The organism is Synechococcus sp. PCC 6717 (assembly GCF_022698185.1).
GTDB classification, from domain to species: domain Bacteria; phylum Cyanobacteriota; class Cyanobacteriia; order Thermosynechococcales; family Thermosynechococcaceae; genus Thermosynechococcus; species Thermosynechococcus lividus.
This window is the reverse complement of sequence record NZ_JAKLTV010000056.1, coordinates 1-19,028: the sequence shown is the minus strand read 5'-3', so window position 1 is coordinate 19,028 and position 19,028 is coordinate 1. Positions and strand designations below refer to the sequence as shown.

At 53.1% G+C, this 19,028-nt stretch carries 20 protein-coding genes and 1 pseudogene; 10 read left to right on the top strand and 11 right to left on the bottom strand.

Annotated elements, in window-relative coordinates; translation table 11 throughout:
* The first annotated feature begins 6 nt into the window (after nt 1-6).
* From L5470_RS13170 to ribH, 4 genes are all read left to right on the top strand, one after another.
* The gene (locus tag L5470_RS13170; protein ID WP_499500239.1) at nt 7-135 is read left to right on the top strand and encodes a transposase; all 129 of its coding nucleotides are present in this window, start codon (nt 7-9) and stop codon (nt 133-135) included.
* A 228-nt stretch (nt 136-363) separates the two neighbouring features.
* Nucleotides 364-2,988: an ATP-dependent chaperone ClpB gene (clpB, locus tag L5470_RS13165; RefSeq protein ID WP_499500238.1), complete on the top strand. Its 2,625-nt coding sequence runs from the start codon at nt 364-366 to the stop codon at nt 2,986-2,988.
* A gap of 203 nt (nt 2,989-3,191) precedes the next feature.
* The gene (locus tag L5470_RS13160) at nt 3,192-4,430 is read left to right on the top strand and encodes an endo-1,4-beta-xylanase (RefSeq protein ID WP_499500237.1); all 1,239 of its coding nucleotides are present in this window, start codon (nt 3,192-3,194) and stop codon (nt 4,428-4,430) included.
* A gap of 102 nt (nt 4,431-4,532) precedes the next feature.
* Nucleotides 4,533-5,096: a 6,7-dimethyl-8-ribityllumazine synthase gene (gene ribH, locus L5470_RS13155; RefSeq protein ID WP_099798883.1), complete on the top strand. Its 564-nt coding sequence runs from the start codon at nt 4,533-4,535 to the stop codon at nt 5,094-5,096.
* 84 nt (nt 5,097-5,180) lie between these two features.
* On the opposite strand, the gene L5470_RS13150 is transcribed toward ribH, so the two are convergent.
* The 9 genes from L5470_RS13150 to L5470_RS13110 all read right to left on the bottom strand — a co-directional run bounded on the left by L5470_RS13150 (nt 5,181) and on the right by L5470_RS13110 (nt 13,522).
* On the bottom strand, nt 5,181-5,315 hold the full coding sequence (locus tag L5470_RS13150) for an IS1/IS1595 family N-terminal zinc-binding domain-containing protein (protein WP_499500236.1): 135 nt from the start codon (nt 5,313-5,315) through the stop codon (nt 5,181-5,183).
* A 27-nt stretch (nt 5,316-5,342) separates the two neighbouring features.
* On the bottom strand, nt 5,343-6,089 hold the full coding sequence (locus L5470_RS13145; protein WP_198405922.1) for a precorrin-2 C(20)-methyltransferase: 747 nt from the start codon (nt 6,087-6,089) through the stop codon (nt 5,343-5,345).
* Nucleotides 6,089-7,879: a ferrous iron transport protein B gene (gene feoB, locus L5470_RS13140; RefSeq protein ID WP_499500235.1), complete on the bottom strand. Its 1,791-nt coding sequence runs from the start codon at nt 7,877-7,879 to the stop codon at nt 6,089-6,091. Before feoB ends, L5470_RS13145 begins: the two co-directional genes overlap by 1 nt.
* The gene (locus L5470_RS13135; protein WP_499500234.1) at nt 7,876-10,767 is read right to left on the bottom strand and encodes a GAF domain-containing protein; all 2,892 of its coding nucleotides are present in this window, start codon (nt 10,765-10,767) and stop codon (nt 7,876-7,878) included. The genes feoB and L5470_RS13135 overlap by 4 nt, the downstream gene beginning before the upstream one ends.
* A gap of 34 nt (nt 10,768-10,801) precedes the next feature.
* Nucleotides 10,802-11,191 (bottom strand): DUF1818 family protein, encoded by a 390-nt coding sequence (locus L5470_RS13130; protein WP_499500233.1) that lies wholly within the window; start codon nt 11,189-11,191, stop codon nt 10,802-10,804.
* 1 nt (nt 11,192) lies between these two features.
* A complete protein-coding gene (locus tag L5470_RS13125) occupies nt 11,193-11,984 on the bottom strand; it encodes an MlaE family lipid ABC transporter permease subunit (protein WP_499500232.1) in 792 nt (263 codons plus the stop codon).
* Nucleotides 11,985-11,993: 9 nt separating this feature from the next.
* Nucleotides 11,994-12,545 (bottom strand): DUF3172 domain-containing protein, encoded by a 552-nt coding sequence (locus L5470_RS13120; protein WP_099798880.1) that lies wholly within the window; start codon nt 12,543-12,545, stop codon nt 11,994-11,996.
* Nucleotides 12,546-12,616: 71 nt separating this feature from the next.
* A complete protein-coding gene (gene rbp, locus L5470_RS13115; protein WP_099798879.1) occupies nt 12,617-12,862 on the bottom strand; it encodes an RNA-binding regulator in 246 nt (81 codons plus the stop codon).
* Between the two features lie 354 nt (nt 12,863-13,216).
* Nucleotides 13,217-13,522 (bottom strand): DUF3155 domain-containing protein, encoded by a 306-nt coding sequence (locus tag L5470_RS13110; protein WP_099798878.1) that lies wholly within the window; start codon nt 13,520-13,522, stop codon nt 13,217-13,219.
* 284 nt (nt 13,523-13,806) lie between these two features.
* Here L5470_RS13110 and L5470_RS13105 point away from each other — a divergent pair, with 284 nt between their 5' ends.
* From L5470_RS13105 to L5470_RS13090, 4 genes are all read left to right on the top strand, one after another.
* Nucleotides 13,807-13,980, top strand: a complete 174-nt coding sequence (locus L5470_RS13105; protein ID WP_099798877.1) for a hypothetical protein — start codon at nt 13,807-13,809, stop codon at nt 13,978-13,980.
* 14 nt (nt 13,981-13,994) lie between these two features.
* Entirely contained in the window at nt 13,995-15,230 is a 1,236-nt protein-coding gene (locus L5470_RS13100; protein WP_499500231.1) for an acetate/propionate family kinase, read from the top strand.
* A 433-nt stretch (nt 15,231-15,663) separates the two neighbouring features.
* Nucleotides 15,664-16,086, top strand: a complete 423-nt coding sequence (locus L5470_RS13095) for a hypothetical protein (RefSeq protein ID WP_499500230.1) — start codon at nt 15,664-15,666, stop codon at nt 16,084-16,086.
* A 326-nt stretch (nt 16,087-16,412) separates the two neighbouring features.
* On the top strand, nt 16,413-16,976 hold the full coding sequence (locus L5470_RS13090; protein ID WP_499500229.1) for a L,D-transpeptidase: 564 nt from the start codon (nt 16,413-16,415) through the stop codon (nt 16,974-16,976).
* A gap of 286 nt (nt 16,977-17,262) precedes the next feature.
* Here L5470_RS13090 and L5470_RS13085 read toward each other — a convergent pair.
* Nucleotides 17,263-17,482: pseudogene (locus tag L5470_RS13085) on the bottom strand (IS1/IS1595 family N-terminal zinc-binding domain-containing protein); the annotation flags it as partial.
* Nucleotides 17,483-17,579: 97 nt separating this feature from the next.
* Entirely contained in the window at nt 17,580-17,744 is a 165-nt protein-coding gene (locus L5470_RS13080) for a hypothetical protein (protein ID WP_448513814.1), read from the bottom strand.
* 96 nt (nt 17,745-17,840) lie between these two features.
* Between L5470_RS13080 and L5470_RS13075 the strand changes: the two genes are divergently transcribed.
* Nucleotides 17,841-18,062 carry a hypothetical protein gene (locus tag L5470_RS13075; RefSeq protein ID WP_499500228.1) on the top strand — a complete coding sequence of 74 codons (222 nt, stop codon included), beginning with the start codon at nt 17,841-17,843 and terminating at the stop codon, nt 18,060-18,062.
* Nucleotides 18,063-18,184: 122 nt separating this feature from the next.
* On the top strand, nt 18,185-18,742 hold the full coding sequence (locus tag L5470_RS13070; RefSeq protein WP_499500227.1) for a hypothetical protein: 558 nt from the start codon (nt 18,185-18,187) through the stop codon (nt 18,740-18,742).
* Nucleotides 18,743-19,028 lie beyond the last annotated feature (286 nt).

The window sequence follows — 19,028 nt, the reverse complement described above, 5'->3', positions numbered from 1 at the left end:
TCTAGGATGGAGTTTCCCTGGCTGAAGCAGCTCTACCAAAAAGATCCGCTTTGGGCCAGGTCGTTTTATTGGGGAACCTGTGGCCATGTGTCGGCTCAAACCGTTAAGCGCTATATCGAGGAGTGCCAGGGTTGATCAACTCTGCCGCTTTGCAGCGGCGCGGGAACCATTCTGTATCCCCGACCTGAAGCAAGGGGGTTTATCTGGTTCCCGTGCCCTCCATTTTCTATAAACTACCCTTGAAGGTGGGCGTTAATCCTACCTTGGCAGTAGGGAAGTCCGAAACTGTCTGTAGCTTGGTCACATCTACAATACAAATAGTTAAAAACATTACCAGACCAGCACGGGTCAGGGGGTCTAGCCATGCAACCATCCAATCCAAATCTATTTACCGAGAAGGCATGGGCGGCGATCGCCCGCACACCAGATTTAGCCAAACAGGCTCAACAGCAAAATATTGAAAGTGAGCACTTGATGAAATCCTTGCTGGAGCAGGATGGCTTGGCAACGCAAATTTTTCAGAAAGCTGGTTGCTCTGTACAGCGGCTGCGGGATCTCACCGATGAGTTTATCAATCGTCAGCCCAAGATTGCGAATCCCAGTGGCGTCTATTTGGGGCAAAGTCTGGATAAGCTCCTAGATCGCGCTGACGAGGTGCGTAAACAATTTGGGGATGACTTTATCTCGATTGAGCATTTAGTCTTGGGGTTTACTCACGACGATCGCTTCGGCAAAAAGCTCTACCAGGATGTTGGCCTCACAGAACGAGGGCTACGAGAAACCATTCAGCAAATTCGCGGTACTCAAAAAGTGACGGATCAAAACCCAGAAGGAAAATACGCCTCCCTTGAAAAGTATGGCCGTGATCTGACGCTCCTTGCCCGCCAAGGCAAGCTGGATCCGGTGATTGGGCGTGATGATGAAATTCGGCGGGTGATTCAAATTCTCTCGCGGCGGACTAAAAATAATCCGGTTTTAATTGGCGAGCCGGGGGTGGGTAAAACTGCCATTGCCGAGGGCTTGGCTCAGCGTATTGTGGCGGGGGATGTTCCCGATTCCCTGCGCGATCGCCAACTCATTGCCTTGGATATGGGGGCGCTGATTGCCGGTGCCAAGTACCGCGGTGAGTTTGAAGAGCGCCTCAAAGCAGTGCTCAAAGAGGTAACCGAGTCCAACGGCCAGATTATTCTTTTTATTGATGAAATCCATACCGTTGTGGGGGCAGGGGCAACCCAAGGGGCGATGGATGCGGGCAACCTGCTCAAGCCCATGCTGGCGCGGGGGGAACTGCGCTGTATTGGTGCCACCACCCTTGATGAATACCGCAAATATATCGAGAAAGATGCAGCCTTAGAGCGGCGCTTTCAACAGGTCTATGTGGATCAGCCCAGCGTTGAAGATACGATCTCGATTTTGCGGGGTCTGAAAGAGCGCTACGAAATTCACCATGGGGTGAAAATTTCCGATACGGCTCTGGTGGCTGCGGCCACACTGTCAACCCGCTACATTAGCGATCGCTTCTTGCCGGACAAAGCCATCGACCTTGTGGATGAGGCAGCCGCCAAACTGAAAATGGAGATTACCTCTAAACCTGAGGAACTGGATGAAATTGACCGCAAAATTTTGCAGCTAGAAATGGAGCGGCTCTCGCTGCAAAAAGAAACCTCTGCTGCTTCTCGCGATCGCCTCGAAAAACTGGAGAAAGAACTCGCCGATCTCAAGGAAGAGCAAAGCCGCCTTAATGCCCAGTGGCAAGCGGAAAAAGAAGTCATTGATCGACTGCAAGCCATTAAGGAAGATATTGAAAAAGTCAATATTGAAATTCAGCAAGCCGAGCGCAACTATGACCTCAACCGCGCTGCAGAGCTGAAGTACGGCAAACTCACGGATCTGCAAAAACAACTGGCCGATACCGAAGCCAAGCTACAGCAGATCCAAGTCGGTGGGCGATCGCTGCTGCGGGATGAAGTCACCGAGGCAGACATTGCTGAAATCATCTCCAAGTGGACCGGCATTCCCATCAGTAAGTTGGTGGAATCAGAAGCGCAAAAACTGCTGCACCTAGAAGACGAACTCCACAAGCGAGTCATTGGCCAAGACGAGGCCGTTACCGCTGTGGCTGAAGCCATTCAGCGCTCCCGGGCGGGTTTAGCCGACCCCAACCGTCCCATTGCTAGCTTTATTTTCCTCGGCCCAACGGGTGTGGGTAAAACCGAACTCGCTAAGACGCTGGCGGCCTTCATGTTTGACACCGAAGAGGCCATGGTACGCATTGACATGTCCGAGTACATGGAAAAACACGCCGTATCTCGCCTCATTGGTGCCCCGCCGGGCTATGTTGGCTATGACGAAGGCGGGCAACTGACCGAGGCCATTCGCCGTCGTCCCTACGCTGTTGTTCTCTTTGATGAAATTGAAAAAGCCCATCCCGATGTGTTTAATGTTTTCCTGCAAATTCTTGATGATGGGCGGGTCACCGATGCCCAAGGGCGCACCGTCGATTTCAAAAACACGATCATTATCATGACCAGCAATATCGGCTCGCAATACATTCTGGATGTGGCCGGGGATGACAGCCGCTACAGTGAAATGTACAACCGCGTTATGGAGGCCATGCGCAACCACTTCCGCCCGGAATTTCTCAACCGCGTGGATGAGTTTATTATCTTCCATAGCCTGCGCAAAGAGCAGTTGCGGCAGATTGTGAAACTGCAAGTGCAGCGGCTGCAAGATCGCCTGAGCGATCGCCACATTACCCTCGCCCTTTCGGACAAAGCTATCGACTTCCTAGTCGAGGTAGGCTACGATCCCGTCTATGGTGCCCGTCCGCTGAAGCGGGCAGTGCAAAAACAACTGGAAACCCCTATAGCCAAAGGCATTCTGCGTGGCGATTTCTATGATGGGGATACAGTGATCGTTGAGGTGGGGGATAACGAGCGACTTGTCTTCCAACGCCAGGATGCTACGGCTGCCTTAGCCACATCGTAAGTCCCCCGGTAAGCGGCTGTTAAGATCAACTCCTTCAGGTTCCCTGCTAGGCTATGGCGATCGTTGCTACAGGGCGATGCCTCCCCTGAAAAAAGCGGAACCATTGAAGGAGTTGTCTATACAGGATCACCCGTCCTGCTGCTCATAGCTGTTGTTATATAGAAATTGCTACCGTTGAAGGGAAACGTTTTTTTCGAGCAGCAATGTTAAAGCTCCTGCGCTATCTGCTGTTGCTGTGCTTGAGTGCTGGATTGGTGCTGGCCTGTGCCCGGCAATCAGCCACTTCTGCCACCGATGCTCTAACAGCACGCATCGAACAACTGCGGCAAGCTCCCCTCACCGTGGTTGTGGAAGATGCTCAAGGACGGGGGATTGCCAATGCCAGTATCATGCTGAGTCAGCAAACCCACACCTTTGCCTTTGGTGTTGCCTTAGATACAGCGATGTTTGCACCATCGCCACCGGCAGCAGCCAACTGGTACCGAGATACCGCCCGTCAGAATTTTAATGCCGCTGTTCATGAAAATGCCCTGAAGTGGTATGACCTTGAGCCAGAGCAGGGCAAGCTAGACTTTACGATGGCGGATCGCATCCTAGCTTGGAGTGAGGCGCAAGGTTGGCCCATGCGGGGGCACACCCTCTTTTGGGAAGTAGAACAGTTCAATCCAGCATGGCTCAAAACCCTAACTCCCGAGCAATTGCGCTCCGCAGTCAAGACCCATGCCATCGCTGTTTGTCGTCACTACCGTGGGCGCATCAATGAGTTTGATGTTAATAACGAAATGCTTCACGGTAATTTTTTCCGCAGCCGCTTAGGAGATGGCATCGTTAAGGAGATGTTTGAGTGGTGCCACGAAGGCAACCCCAAAGCCGTGCTCTACGTGAACGACTACGGCATTATCGAAGGCGATCGCCTCGACGATTATGTTCAGCAGATTCGTACACTACTTAACCAAGGGGTACCCATTGGTGGCATTGGCATTCAAGCCCATTTAGAATACCCGCTCGATGCGGCTAAAATGCAGCGTGCCCTCGATACCTTAGCGCAATTTAACTTACCCCTAAAAATTACTGAAGTTAGCGTTAGCCTTGCGGACGAGGAGCAGCAGGCGCAGACCCTACGGCAGATCTATCGTATTGCCTTTGCCCMCCCCGCCGTCAAAGAAATTCTGCTCTGGGGGTTTTGGGAAGGCAACCACTGGCGACCCCAAGCCGCACTCTACCGCCGTGATTTTTCGCCCAAAAGCGCCGCCCGTACCTACCGCCAACTCCTCTTTCAGGACTGGTGGACAACGCTCAGCGGTAAAACCAACCAAGCAGGACACTGGCAAGGGCGAGGATACCTCGGGCGCTATCGCTTAACAGTAACCGCCAAAGGCAAAACCGCTAGCCAAGAGTTCGTCTTACCAGAGGGGGGAACAACACTCACCCTTCGGCTGTAAACCGCCTCCCTCAGTTGAGGATTGCAACCTAGGAGTGCCCAAGGGCACGTTATACTGAGAAGGGGCAACTGCCCTAATGCTTTATCGGCTGCAACCTCCCCTATGGCTGTTTTTGAAGGCACCTATCAAGTTCTTGGCTCACCACGGTTTGCCATAGTCATTTCCCGGTTTAATGACTTGATTACCACTAAGCTGCTGGAAGGCTGCCAAGATTGCTTACGTCGCCATGGGGTTGACCCAAACCCCAAGGGAGTTCAAGTGGACTATGCTTGGGTACCCGGCAGCTTTGAAATTCCCCTTGTGGCTGCCCAAATGGCGGCGAGCCGTCGTTATGCGGCTGTAATCTGCCTCGGTGCGGTCATTCGTGGTCAAACCCCGCACTTTGACTATGTGGCCGCCGAAGTTACTAAAGGGATTGCCACGGCTGCGATGCAAACCGGCGTTCCCATTGTCTATGGCATCCTCACGACCGATACGATGCAGCAGGCGCTAGAGCGAGCAGGCATTAAAAGCAACAAAGGGTGGGAGTATGCCCTCAATGCCCTAGAAATGGCTAACCTTATCCAAGCATTACAAGTCCATGGCAGCATGGAGTCAGCCCAGTTGCGCCCCAGTGCTACCATAATTACCGAGGAATCGTGGTCACCGCCCAGCACGACCTTATAAGTTAGTATAATTTAATATAATTAATTCAATTTCTGTAAGATAGACTTGAGCCGCCCCCAAAGACGAAACGGCATTGCTGAGCGCTCAGGCAGTTCTGTTTGGTCTGTCATAATTTTTAATGAATTGCCGTCCACGGGTGACGCAAATATGATTCTGTTTCCCTTGTCTGTTCTGTCCATTCTTACGGATGTGGGTCGATTGACATTTGGGACACTGCATTCGTTTCTTCTCTAACTCATATCTATTCTATATTGTGAAATGCCCCATTTTTTTGTCAGACCGAAATGGGGAGGCATATTTCCACACCAGCAACAGTGAAAAGTAGGGTAGCTCTAAGGCAGGCCAGCGAGTCAGAGGGTAATACACCTGTTGCTGGGGGGTTGTTGCCCAGATCACCACCGCCGCTTGCGCCAGCAGATTATGGGTCTGCAACCACTGCCACACTTGGGGATAGACCGCCCGTACTTTCATTAAGACAAGAACATCGGCCCATCCCCATGCTTGGGTGAGTTCATCTGCATGGTACATAGCAGGTAAAATAGCGAGGCGATCGCCGCCGCACGTCAAGGGCAGCCCCAAGACCGCCGCTGCCGCTAAGGGCGAGCAAATTCCCGGAATAATTCCTAGGGGTACCGTGGGGTCAAGCTGCTGGACAGCGCTGCCAAGGTAGGTGAAGGTACTATAGAAGCTCACATCCCCTTCCGAGACAAACACCACATCCAGTCCTTGCTGCAGGTAGTCATAGACACACTCAGCCGCAATGTGCCATGCTTGCTGCAACTGGTTCTCGTCCAAGACGTAGGGAAACTCAAGGGGGAGCCGTACCTGCTGTGGCTTCAGATGGGGGGCAATAATCTGCTCTGCCACCCCCATACGCCCTTGCACCCCTGCCGGAAAGGCCACCACCGGTGCTGCTTGCAGCCGCCGCCAGCCTTTGAGGGTAATTAACTCTGGATCGCCAGGGCCTACGCCAACGCCCCACAGAGTGGTCACTATCCCCACCCCCACCAATGTCCCAGTTGATACACACTACCGCTGACCAGCCACGCGATGCCAAGGGCATAGACGGTCGCAAACACAGTAAATTGCCACTGCTTCGACTCGCTCCACAGGGTCGCCAGCGTACTTAAGCAGGGGGTATAAAGCAACGTAAACACCATAAAACTATAGGCCTGTAGGGGCGTGAGATCTCGGGCGATCGCCTGCTGTAGCTCACTGCCAGGTAACTGGTAAATGACGGCCAACGCACCAATGACAATCTCCTTGGCCACGAACCCTACGATCAAGGCAATGGTCAACGGTGGCGTAATACCCACGGGAGCTAACAGCGGTTGTAGAGCCAGACCCAATTGACCTGCCCAAGTTTCGGCACTGGCAGGAGCAGCACTGAGGGGCAAATGGGTAAGTGCCCACACCACCAGTACCCCCGCCATAATAAATCCACTGGCGCGCGCCAAAAAATGCCGTACTTCCCCCCATGCCCGCCACCCCACCTGTGCCAAGGTTGGCCAACGATAGGGAGGCAACTCCAAAAGAAAGGGATCCGTATTGGGAAAATACCCTTGGGCGCACAGGGCGGTGAGCAGGGCAACCACAACACTCCAACCGTACAGAGACAGGAGCACTACCGCTCCCCAGTGGGGGGGAAATAAACAGGCAATGAGAAAGACAAACACCTGTAGCCGTGCCGAGCACAGGGAGAAGGGAATCACCAGCATCGTCAGCAGCCGCAGCCCTGGTGAGCGGATGACGCGCGTGGCCATCAAGGCGGGGACGTTGCAGCCAAACCCCATGAGGCTGAGCACAAAACTGCGGCCATCTAGTCCTAATCGCGCCATGAGACCATCCATTAAGTACGCGGCTCGCGCTAGGTAGCCACTGTCCTCAATGATGGCCATGGCAATAAAAAAAATTGTTACTAAAGGCACAAAGGACGCAACGGTGGTGATGCCCCCATACAGCCCCTCGACCACCATGCTCTGCCACAAGGGTGGCCACGGCGCTACGAGGGGGCTGAGCACGGTGGCTTGTAACTGCTCAAAACCATCGCTGAGCCAACCCTGTACCCCTAGCCCAAGACTCCACACCCCTTGAAAGACAAGGTACAGTCCCACGAAAAACAGGGGCAGCCCCCACAGGGGGTGCAACAGCCAGCGATCCAGCCGCTGCGTCAGGGTTTGTTGGGGCAAACTGGGCCAGGTGACAACTCCTTTGAGGAACGGTGCGACTGCCTCAGGGGGAATATCGGGTAGCACAGGCTCTTGCAGAGGCTGTGAGGGGATGGGGGCGTGCTGCAGGGCATGGCTGAGGGTGTGGTAGGCCTCTAGATAGCCACCGCCATACTTGGCACTCAGGGCAACCACGGGTACACCGAGGCGATCGCCCAACGCTTGGGTGTTTATCTCAATTCCCAATCGTCGCGCTTCATCCACCATATTCAACAAAACGACCGTTGGAATTCCCCACGCTTTGACTTGCAGCACCAACCGTAACTGATGCTGAATTTGGCTGGCATTGAGAATCACCAGAATTAACCGCACCGGCACCTGGGAAAGAAACTGCCGCACAATGGTTTCATCGGCAGCGGTTCCCGCCAGATCGTAGATGCCGGGTAAATCCACGAGGGTGACGCTTTCGCCGTTGAGGGTCACGGTGGCCTGAGCCATATCTACGGTGATACCCGGCCAGTTGCCCACCCGAGTACGAGCCGCAGCAATGCGGTTAAAGAAGGTGGATTTACCGGTATTGGGTAGCCCCAGTAAGGCAATGGTGCTCGGGGTCATTGGGGGGAGCGCGGTTGTGACGATTGTTGCAGTTCAAAGGTGCCACTATCGCCATTGTTGAGGGGAATCACTAAGCGGCTGAGGACACGGCCATCCTCTAGTTTGTACATATCGAGGGTATAGCCAAGTCGCTGGCAGAGGGCAAAGCAGACTTTGAGGTGGCGACCGGGGGGGTGATCTAAGCTGGACGGTGCCAGCCAATCTAAATGATCGAGGTGGTGCAGATCAATGAGCAAGCGTGGGTCGATGTCGCCATTATCGGTAATCGACAGCTCGAGCCATGCAAGGGCTTTGCCTCCCTGCCCTATTCCTTGGAGTTGCTGACACCAGAGATCCACCCGTCCTTGGGAGGGCGATCGCTGGCAGGCAAATAAAAGTAACTCGTAAAGGATTAGCTCTAGCTTGCTAATATCGCCGTTGAGGGTGAGCACAGGTTGGTTGTGCACCTGAATCCAGAGGTCTTTCTTTTGTTTCCAGTGTTCAATGCGGTCGAGGGTGCGCTTGAGAATGACTGCCAAACCAGCACTGTCAACGGACTTTTCAAGTTGCCATATTTCCTTCGTCAGTAGGGGATGCAGGGATTCCAGTTGACTCTGGAGTAAACTCCCGAGGCGGCGCAGCTGCGGATCTGCCTGCTCGGGGTGCTGTTGCAACCACTGGTTAAATTGGTTGCAGGTACTGGCCAGTTGGCCGTAGGCGTGCTCGACTCGCCGATGTTTGTACCAGTTTAGGTTTTCTAGGGTTTGCCAACCCTGGGTGAGCACCTGCACTAAGCAAATGCTGCGGTGTGCCCAAGCCATGTGGTTTACTAGGGTAATCAATGACTCTAGGTGTAGGGTTGACCAGAGACGCTGGGGGCGATCGGCAATGATTAATACTCCTGAAGGCTCGTACTCAGGATCTGTTCGCAGGGCGATCGCCAACACTTGGCCAATATCTGGCCCACAAAGCCATTCGCGGGTACGGGGGTCAAGTGCTGCTGCGGTGGTTTGAATTAACCACGCGTGGGGATTGGTACTCAGATCGGCTTGGGAGGCCATGAGGGCGCTGTGGATGAGGGGGTCTTCGTAGATGGCAACTTCCGCCTCATTCCGGATGGCAAACTTCGGGTGACCCGGAGGTGGTGCAACAATCCAGCCAGTTGTCTGACCCGGAGGCCACGTAACCAAGGCCACTAGGGGCACCTGCATTAGGTTCATGATGTGTTGCAGACCCGCTAATTCTGCACGCTCCAGATTTTGGGTGCGCTGTAGTGCCGCTAGTCCTGCCAACATTGCCGAGCGCACCTGCTCTTGCTGGCTGTTGGTTGTTTGCAGTTGCCATTGATGACTGAGGAGGCCAAGGGCACGGGCAACGTCTTGCAAAAGGGTTTGTTGCGATCGCCCCCATAGGGTTGGCTCGCTGCGACCCACCAAGAGCACGGCTTCTAGGGAATGCCCCGGAGTGGTGGTGGCCACCATCAAGGATTTAATATTCAGTTTGCTGAGGGCATCTTTCCACGAGAACAATCGCAGTTCGTGGGTATAGTCCTCGAGGGCGATCGCGGTGGTTGCGGTTTCCAGTAATTGCCAATCCATTTTTTGCAGGGGTGGCAAGGGTGGATGGCGATCGCGCCCTCGCGGTGCCGGATGCTGAAGCAGCACATCAAAGGTTTGACTGAGGGAATTGTAGCTGAGTAAAAATACCCACTGGGCTGCAAATTCTGCTGCCAGCCTCTCCCCCGCCTGTTGTAGCACTCGTTTCCAGTCCTGTTCATCACAGATTGCTTGGGTGAGATCGCTCAGTAGGCTTTGCGCTTGCTGCGTTTGCCCCAGCATCTGCTCAGCACGCTCTACGGGGGCGGCCAAGGCCAATAGATCTGCTGCGACTCGCAATAGTCTCCTTTCGTTGTCATTCCATGGATAGGGTTCCGCTTTCTCAAGGGTCAGGAATCCCATCACCTCGGTGCCCATGAGAATGGGAGTAGCCACTAAGGCACGGCAGTTCAGCATCTGCATCAGGCGCAGCGGAGCCGTACTGCTGACCACGCTTTGCATGTCACTGACACTTACGGTTTGCCCCCCCGCCAAGGCAGCATAACATCCCCCCAATTCTTGCTGGGTAATCGCCAAGGGTTGACGCTGGCTCTCGCGCCCCATAGGCTTACCGAGGGTGTAACTGCGGCGACGGTAGAGGGGCTGCTCTAAGTCACGCCAAAACAAACTCGTGCGCTGGGGTTGGCAGAACTGATGCAAGGCCAACAGCAGTGCTTCAATACGCTGGCCAAGGGTGTTGGCACGGCTGGCCTCCTGTAGTAAATGGTGGATGGGGTCATCGTGACCCACTACGGGTACGCTGGCCTGAGGGGGGTCACTGCTGGGCTTGGTGGCCGTTAGCCGTTCAACTTCAGCCCCAAGGACGCTCATCAAGAGAGTCATGTGGGCAAGGTCATCTCCCCGTAGCGTTTCGCCCCACGTAGTTGAGCCTAGCATCAGTACCCCAAGGGGGTGGCGATGCCGCACAATCGGATAAATCACAGCACCTTGAATCCCCAGCCGCACTGCCGCATCGCGCCACTCGCCAAGGCGGGGTTCCTCTTTGAGGCTGGGTAAGCTAATGGGCTTACGTTGCATGAGGACTTGGTCTAAAAGGCTACCCGGGACTAGCGGTATTTTTTGCTTGAGCAGCCCTACCTCGCCCACAGGGGTGATGCCCCCCTGTCCAATCAATTGTTTGCCACGTTCGTTGTAGATCGCCAACCAGACAAAGGCCATCCCCAGAGCGTCAGTGCTATAGCTAATGAGGGGGGGCAATAGTCCCACCAGTTGCTCCTGCTGTTGCAGTTGCTTTGTGGTGTTCACCAACGCAGCAAGGGCAGGTGTCACCTTGGGAGGCTTGGCAGAGGTCATAGGGGCGACAGCAACTAAAACAATTGATTTTATTCTAGCTTTCAGCGTTGGGGCACTTGAGGGTCGCAGCCAACTCAGCGCACGCCAGCAGGAAATCCGCTGATACCGGCGCAGGCCATTTCCCTTCAGCCCGCCGCCCCTGAAGCACAATCAGGTGTAAGCCGTAGGCATGGGGGTAGCCGTCAAGCTCTAGATAGATCTGGTCATTGCTAGCGGTGAGGGCGATCGCCTCGTCGGGCATCAGTTCACTGCTCATCCCCTGTAACTGCTGCGTCAGTTGGGCCAGTAGTGCAGTAAAGGCTTGGAATTCGGCGGCGGTAAGTTCAACGGCCCAGTCGTCACTCCCCACCAGCGCTGGGAATGCATCAGACGCGCTGCGCCAGCCAACACGCCAGCCCTGACCTGTCCGTAAGTCTTGCGCCATCCTAGAACGTCGGAATCAAATTACTCTCCCCGCCAAATAGCGCCCACGAGAGAAAGAAATTCAGAATAAAGATTGCGAGCAACGACATCACCACTGCTGCGGTGGTGGATTGTCCTACCCCTTTTGCCCCCCCTGTGGTGGTCAGCCCCCAGTTACAGCCAATGATGGCCACAACAGCGCCAAAAATTCCGGATTTAATAATAGAACTCCAAATATCCCACGATTGTAGAAAGTTTTGAATAGACTCGATGTAAACGCTGCGGGGAATGCCGTAGAGATAATCGGCAATAATCATCCCGCCCCACAAGCCAGTCACCAAGGAAAGAATATTCAAAATCGGCAACATCAGCAGGCAGGCAATAAAACGCGGAACCACGAGGTAGTCCACCGGATCAGTGCCCAGCATATGGAGGGCATCGATTTGCTCCGTCACCTTCATGGTGCCAATTTCGGCAGCAAAGGCAGACCCTACCCGACCCGCCAACACAACCGCTGTTAATACGGGGCCCAGTTCGCGGGTGAGGGCGATCGCCAGTACCCCGCCAACCGCTGAGGTAGCGCCAAAGGTAATAAACTCCCGCGCCACCTGAATGGTGAACACCATCCCCACAAAGGCTGCCGTAATGAGGGCAACCCCCACCGATTCTGGCCCCACCAACGCCATTTGATTCATGCAATTACGAAAGGAAATACGACCTTTCAGCAGAKGGAAGGTAACTTTCCCCGCCAACATAAAAGCAGAGCCAAAGCGTTGAGTCCCCTGATTAAGCCGCCAGCGAGGCCGTTTCCGCATACCTCTCCTCTAAAAATTATTGGTGTCTGCTGAGCCACTACTGAGCCCCGATAATTTCAAGAAGAGATTCTTATCGGTATTACTTTGATAGACACAGCTAATGTCGGGGTTACCTTCGAGGTTACCGACATAGCCAAAGGTATTGAGTCGCTGCCGACAGGTGCGTAACTGCTCGCCCGTAATGAGTTTGCGTTGCTCCAGCAGTGCAACGTTGTTGGCTCGGATCACGCAGCCCGGCTGCATCAGCGGCTGGGACACAAACACAGAGAAGGGGTTAAAGGTAACAAAAATACGGGTGTCAACGGCAATGGCACTCGCGCCAAACTGAACGCAAATATCGGGGTTAGGTGCTGCCTGATCAATAAACTGGGTAGAGGCTACATTATCGGGGTTGAGGGTGGTGGTTTTACTAAAGGTGACACCAACACCAACACCAATAATAAACACTCCTCCCAAGACCGCGAGGGTACGGGAGTTAAATTTGGACTCCGTTTCCGATACTCGACTGGGCTGAGGGCGAGCACGGGAGGGCGATCGCGGCGGGGGAGAACGTCGGGGCATAGCAAAACAAGCGAAACTCAACAGCACTTCTCTACCAGTATGCCCTTGGGATGAGAGATTTGGATGGCGTCTTACTGCTTTGGCTTCGCCTTATTCACTTTGAGCACGCGTCCTAGCCATGTTGCGCCATCGAGATCATCAATTGCCGCCGTTTCCTGACTTTCATCCACTAGCTCTACGAAGGCAAAACCACGACGTTTGCCTGTTTCACGATCCACCGGCAACACAATCCGGCGAATTTCGCCATACTTTTCAAACACTTCGCGCAGATTTTCCTCGGTCGCGTCATAGGAGAGGTTGCCAATGTACAGTGTCATAACCCGAACTCAGAAGCAATTTGAGTTCATCATAGCCTTTAGACTCCATTTATCCATGCGATCCACGCTACAGAATCCTATGAATTGCAACGAAAGTTAACGATGGTTGCCCTAGGAATCAAAAAGGTTAAAAAGAAATTAATACCTAGCGGCGTCAGTACCTAGGGAGCTTGGGGGTTCCGATCGCCTGCCACCGCTGATGCTATGAACACGTTGGCCGATCCCCCGACTTAAAAAAACTACGTTGAACATTGCCTGCTGAACGTGGTTGGGAATCCCTTAAAAAAGAACGAGCCAGAGAGGTGCCCTAGCTCGTTGTTCTCAGAAATAATCTTTTGTTAAAAACTACAGCCGCTAGCGTGCTGTGGCTGCCATTTTTTCTTCAGCTAATTCCCGCAAGCTGGGAAATAAAAAATGATTCTCTTCAACGTACTGCGCACCAAACAACCCTTTTTCTGCCCAGAAATAGCGATCGGTTGTATGCTCATTACGCTTGACAAGGAGTAAGGCAGGTGGCGCGATCCCCTTAGCCTGAATGAATTTCCGAGCCGCGGTCACTGGTTTATCTTCGCCACTCTCAATGCTATATTGAGGTACGCACTCAAGGATCCTGCGCCCTTCAAGACGACGCCGACTCTTCCGCTTCCGTCTTCTGGCCAAGTTGCCCTACCTCCTTTTTGCTATAAGGACTGTTGCCGGGTTTACAAAAGTCGCCCTTTAGTATATCCGGTATATTTTAGAATTTCAACTTTCCTTAATTTATCGAAACACGATTTACTTTAAATACGATGATCCCCTATGCTAGGGTCACCAGACTTTATGATCCCATTCCCTAAACTATAGGAAATTGTGACACTTCACAAAGTGGCTACAGGTCGTTGTCTGCCAATCCGGTAGGCTAACCTAGAAGGCAACTGAGCACGTGCCCTAAGAGTTCGAAGCCTATGATGATTCAACGGTTAGTCCGCCGTGTGCTGGAAACGCAGGTGTTGACCTCAGCTATTGAAAACCAAATTTCCCAACTGCTCTGGAAGCGGGAATACGATGGTGAGGATATCATTGCCTTAGCTGAGCTGTTGGATGCCCTCGATAACCAGCAAATTCAAACGCAGCAGTAATTAAGGCACCTCCGGTGACACGTTTTCCAACGACGATACTGGTACTAAATGCTGGCTCCAGTAGCCTGAAGGTTTGCTTGTATCAACTGGAGGCTGAGCCAGACACTGTGCCCCCGCCCTGTTGGCACGCTCTGTTGGATTGGGGAGAAGACCCAACAACAGCAAAGCTCAAGGTCAAGACTTCGCACCAACAGTACCAGAGCATCCTCACCCATCCTCAAGGGGCGATCACTGGGTTGCCTGCTTGGATAAAGGCTCTCCTAGCGACTCTCACCGAGGGACAGACCGCTGTTGTGCAGACCCTAGATGATATTTGCATGATTGGGCATCGAGTGGTACATGGCGGTTTGCGCTATCAGGCTCCTGTACAGGTTGATGCTGCTGTTAAAGCGGCGATCGCTGAATTTAGTGAGTATGCTCCTTTGCACAATCCCGCAAATCTGGTAGGCATCGAGGTGATGGAGCAACTCTGCCCACAGATTCCGCAAGTGGCCGTGTTCGATACAGCGTTCCATGCTCACCTGCCAAGGGTGGCGCGAACCTATCCTATCCCCCAAGAATTGAGCGCAGCAGGTATTCAACGCTATGGCTTCCATGGCATTAGCCATCAGTACGTCAGTGAACGTGCCGCTCCACTGCTAGAGCTGCCCCCGACAGCATTACGGTTAATTACCTGTCACTTGGGCAATGGCTGCTCGTTGGCAGCGGTTAAAGGAGGCCAGTGTGTTGAGACGACCATGGGCTTTACTCCTGCTGCGGGGGTGATGATGGGCACTCGCTGTGGTGATATTGATCCGGGGATTTTGCTGTATTTGCTGCGCCGTGGCTACAGCGTGGATCAGTTAGATCAACTGGTCAATCGGCAGTCGGGACTGTTGGGGGTTTCCGGCATTAGTAATGATTTACGTCAAATTTTGGCAGCCATCGATCAGGGAGTAGCAGCAGCACAGCTTGCCTACGATTGCTTTATCTATTCGCTACAGCGGGGCATTGCTAGCTTAATCCCGCCTTTGGGAGGGGTGGATGCACTGGTGTTTACAGCGGGAATTGGTGAAAACGCGCCATCGGTGCGGGCTGATGTGTGCCACGGTCTGGGGTGGCTAGGGGTGCACCTCAACCCTGTGGCGAATGAACAACACCATGGCGATCGCGACATTGCCAGCGCTACCTCTAGGGTTCGAGTGCTTGTCCTACAGACCCAGGAAGATTGGGCGATCGCCCGTGCCTGCCTAAAAGTCTTAGCCGCTTAACGACACCTTTAGCAGGTCACGTATGCCGTAACCAGCAAACACCTGTCTATTGAGTGCTTGAGGTTGGGCAGCCTATCGTTATACACCCCTAGGCACGTTGTCAGCTACGCCAGCAACCAGTCTGCTGAGCGGTAGCACCGCCCATTGATGGCATGGACGACTGTCCTAGGACAGCAATAGGTCAATGTTGATGTCCTTAAGGAAGTATCAAGATTCATCGATAAACCTTGACGCTCTCGGGAACTCGTTCGTACAATGCGGGTAATTATTCACTTCTCGTTCATGCAATTTTCAGTATTCAAGTTCTAGAATCCTGAGTTCGTTCTAAGGACACTTGGTTTGAATGACTGGGATTGCTTTTTTGTGGGGCGTCAAGAAATTGTTCAACACGCCTAAATACCGTGGTTTGGATTGATTAAACAGGAGTAAAGCTGTGTTTAATATGCGTCGTGCCGCTGTGGTTGCCCTTGCTGCAACAGCAACTTGTGCAACTGTGATGTTAGCTCCCGCCGAAGCCCGTGAGGTCAAGGCTGTGCGGGGAATTGTTACCAATATTGATGGCGATAATGTCACTCTACGCCAGCCGTGGGGAGAAGAAATTGTGGTGGTGTTTGATCGCAAACATCGCCAGCGCCCTTTTCGGGCTGAAATTGTTGAGGGTATCGATATTGCCGTGATTCTCAAGCCTAAGGCCAGCGTCCCAACGGCCAAAATCATTTGTGCCGCTATTGTGCCTGCCCCTCCCTACGTAGCCGTCACCCCGGTTCAAGTCCCCCAAGTCACCGCGCCACCTCCAGCTCGCATCCCTGCTGCTGCTCCACCGCCTGCTATGCCACCTGCTCGGATTCTGTACTAGGCGTGTAACCAACGGTAGCTTTTTGGGTGTTGCTGAGTGTGGCTGCCCTCATCCCCAACCCTTCTCCCCAAGGAGAAGGGCGCTAAGAGTCTTGTTCCCTCTCCTTTGGGAAAGGGCTAGGGTGAGGGCGGCAAAAGACTCACACCCGAACATCATACTTCCATTCGGCAACGCCGCCTTTTGCTATTTAGCAAATGCACAATGTGGGGTACAAGAGCATAGCTTCAGTGGTAGTTAAGCTCATAAGTAACCCCATATTGACAAAAAAGATTAAGCTAGGAGTCGTCATCATGTCACGGTGGGGAAAAACACATTTTTGGGGTTTGTTGATAGGCGCTATCGGGGCGATCGCTACTGGCTACAGCAGTGCTGGTGCTGTCCCTGCTGAGGCAACCCTGAGTCGTGCCCCTGACACAGAGCCGTATTTACCATTGACGATTGCTCCCCCCACAATGGCATTACCTCCTCTGGGGGATGCTGCTAATTTTTTACCCGCCTTAGAGCGTAAGATTGTCCTGCGGTTACGGGAGCGCCGTGTTTTCTTGTACGAGGGTGATCAGGTGCTGGTTAGCTACCCAGTTGCGGTGGGTAAGCCGGGCTGGGAAACGCCCCAAGGTCAATTTAAAGTCCTCCATAAAGTGGTCAACCCCCGCTGGGAAAGCCCCTTTACTGGGTCAGTGATTCCGCCGGGGCCACGCAATCCCTTGGGCGATCGCCTCATTGTGTTTGCCCCGATGGGGAATAACAACTATGCGGGGTTCCACGGAACTCCCAACGAGTCTGCTATTGGCCAAGCAGTGTCCCATGGTTGCGTGCGGATGCGTAACAGTGATATTCGTGCCCTATTCGAGAAAATTGAAGTGGGTACACGGGTAATTGTGCAGCCTTAGCATGCGACAGCCGCTGTTGACAATGAATGATAGTTTTGACACTCCCACCACCTAAAGGTGGGGGATTCTTACGTAGTCCACAAACGAACTCGTAAAGGCGTGAGCAAACCGCCCCTACACAGTTCCTTGAGGCAAAGTCCCAAAGTTCTGCTTACTTGTAACAACTGTCGCCGATTGGGTTTTTCACCAAGGATGGCGATTAAGTATAGATTAGCACAGAGCAACTAAAGTTGCTAGGTAGCTTTTCCTCCCCGTACTTTAGTACGGGGCTACCAAGCTATCCCTCTGTGTGATGGGCTTCCTTTAATCGCTCTATCGCTCTAAATCCCATCCCGTTCACATAAGCGGTCAGGCAGTCCTGTTTGGTCTGTTCATCATATTGGTCTGTCATAGTTTTTAGTGAATTGCCGTCCACAGGTGACGCAAATATGAATATGATTTTGTTTCCCTTGCCTGTTGCATCCATTCTTATGGATGTGGGTAGATTGACATTTGGGACACTGCATTCGTTTTTTCTCTAATTCATATCTATATTATGCAATGCCCACCTGTTAGCTCCCAAGTMAAAGTGCATCGWTTTCGTTGACAAGCCGTAAAACACTGTTACGTAAAGGTTCTGCTATCCAAAATCCAGCGGTTCAGTCGCTCGATTCGTTCTGCCATCGGGACTCCCCAACTGCCGGAGGTTAACCCTTTGAGTCGGTGTTTGAAGGCTTCTGGGTGGTTTTGAAAATTCAGGGCGTGGGCATTGGTAGGACTGCACTTCATGATTCTTAGCAGGGCAACGGGTAGCGTTTAGCCAATTGAAAACCTGCTGGATATGATCGATCACGTCAGCCCAAAATCCTGCTCTGTATAAAATTCATGTCCAGTATTTACGACAATATCGAGCAACCCATCCTGCCTGAGTTGCAGCACTACCTGAAGCAAGCCTACCGTGCTGATTTCTGTGTGGGCTATTTCAACTTACGAGGATGGCGACAAATTGATGATGACATTGAGCAGTTTGAGGGGGGTGAGGGGCGGCGTGTCGATTGCTGGTGGGGATGTACCGTTTGCCCCAGGAGGAACTCCGACAAGCGTTAGCAATTGGGGTAGAACCAGAGCGGATGGATCAGGGGCAGGCGCTTCGGTTGCAAACCTTGATGGCATAGGAGTTTCGGCAGCAACTCACCTATGGTGCGCCCAGTGCCGCTGATGAGGAGGGGTTGCAGCGGTTGCGATCGCAACTCCTTACCCGCAAACTCCAAGTCAAGCTATTTTTGCGGCATCCCCTCCGGGTAGACCGGATTGGGCAGCAGGCGGAGGAGATTCTCTGCTACTCGTTTTTGCCAGCGGAGGGGGTGGAGCGGCTGATCAATCTGCGAGGACGGTTGCGCGATCGCCTCAACGAAAATCAAGAAGTGGTGGGCACCGAGCAAACTAAAACGGTGGCGGGCACCCTAGGCAATAAGCGCAGTGCGGCGGCACGGACGTATGATCGCCTGATGGCCTACACCCAACATGTTCGCGAAACCACCCCCCTACTGGCAATGGGGACGGAATGGGAAAACTTGGAACGAGCGATCGAGGAGATTAACCAGTATCCCTTAAAGCAGAATGCGATCGCCCGCCTGAATCGGGAATTGAAGGCAGGGATCAGCGATGAGCAGTTAGCACAACTGGTGACCTTTCTGCGGGAGCACGATGCCCTATGCGTAATTAACCCAGAGGAACGGCGAGATGGGGCACAGATTATCTGCTCGATGGAATTATTTAGCGGCTAAATTAGAGTCTAACAGGCAGGTTTAGGAGCGTAAACTACTCCCAGCTAAAGCAGGGAGCTTTTAGTAGCCCTGCAGTTAGCAAGCCAACCGCGAGCATCTGGGGTGGTTTACAACACCCCCAATCGACCGTTACCAGTGCCTTGAACAACCGTTTCTGGTGTCCGCAGTACAATTATAACCTAAAACAACTGAAGTTGCTAAAGGAGCTTTCCTCCCCGCACTGAAGTACGGGGCTTCCAGCCCTACCCGATGTGAAGGGGWWYYGCTKCAGTGTAGAAGCCAAAAT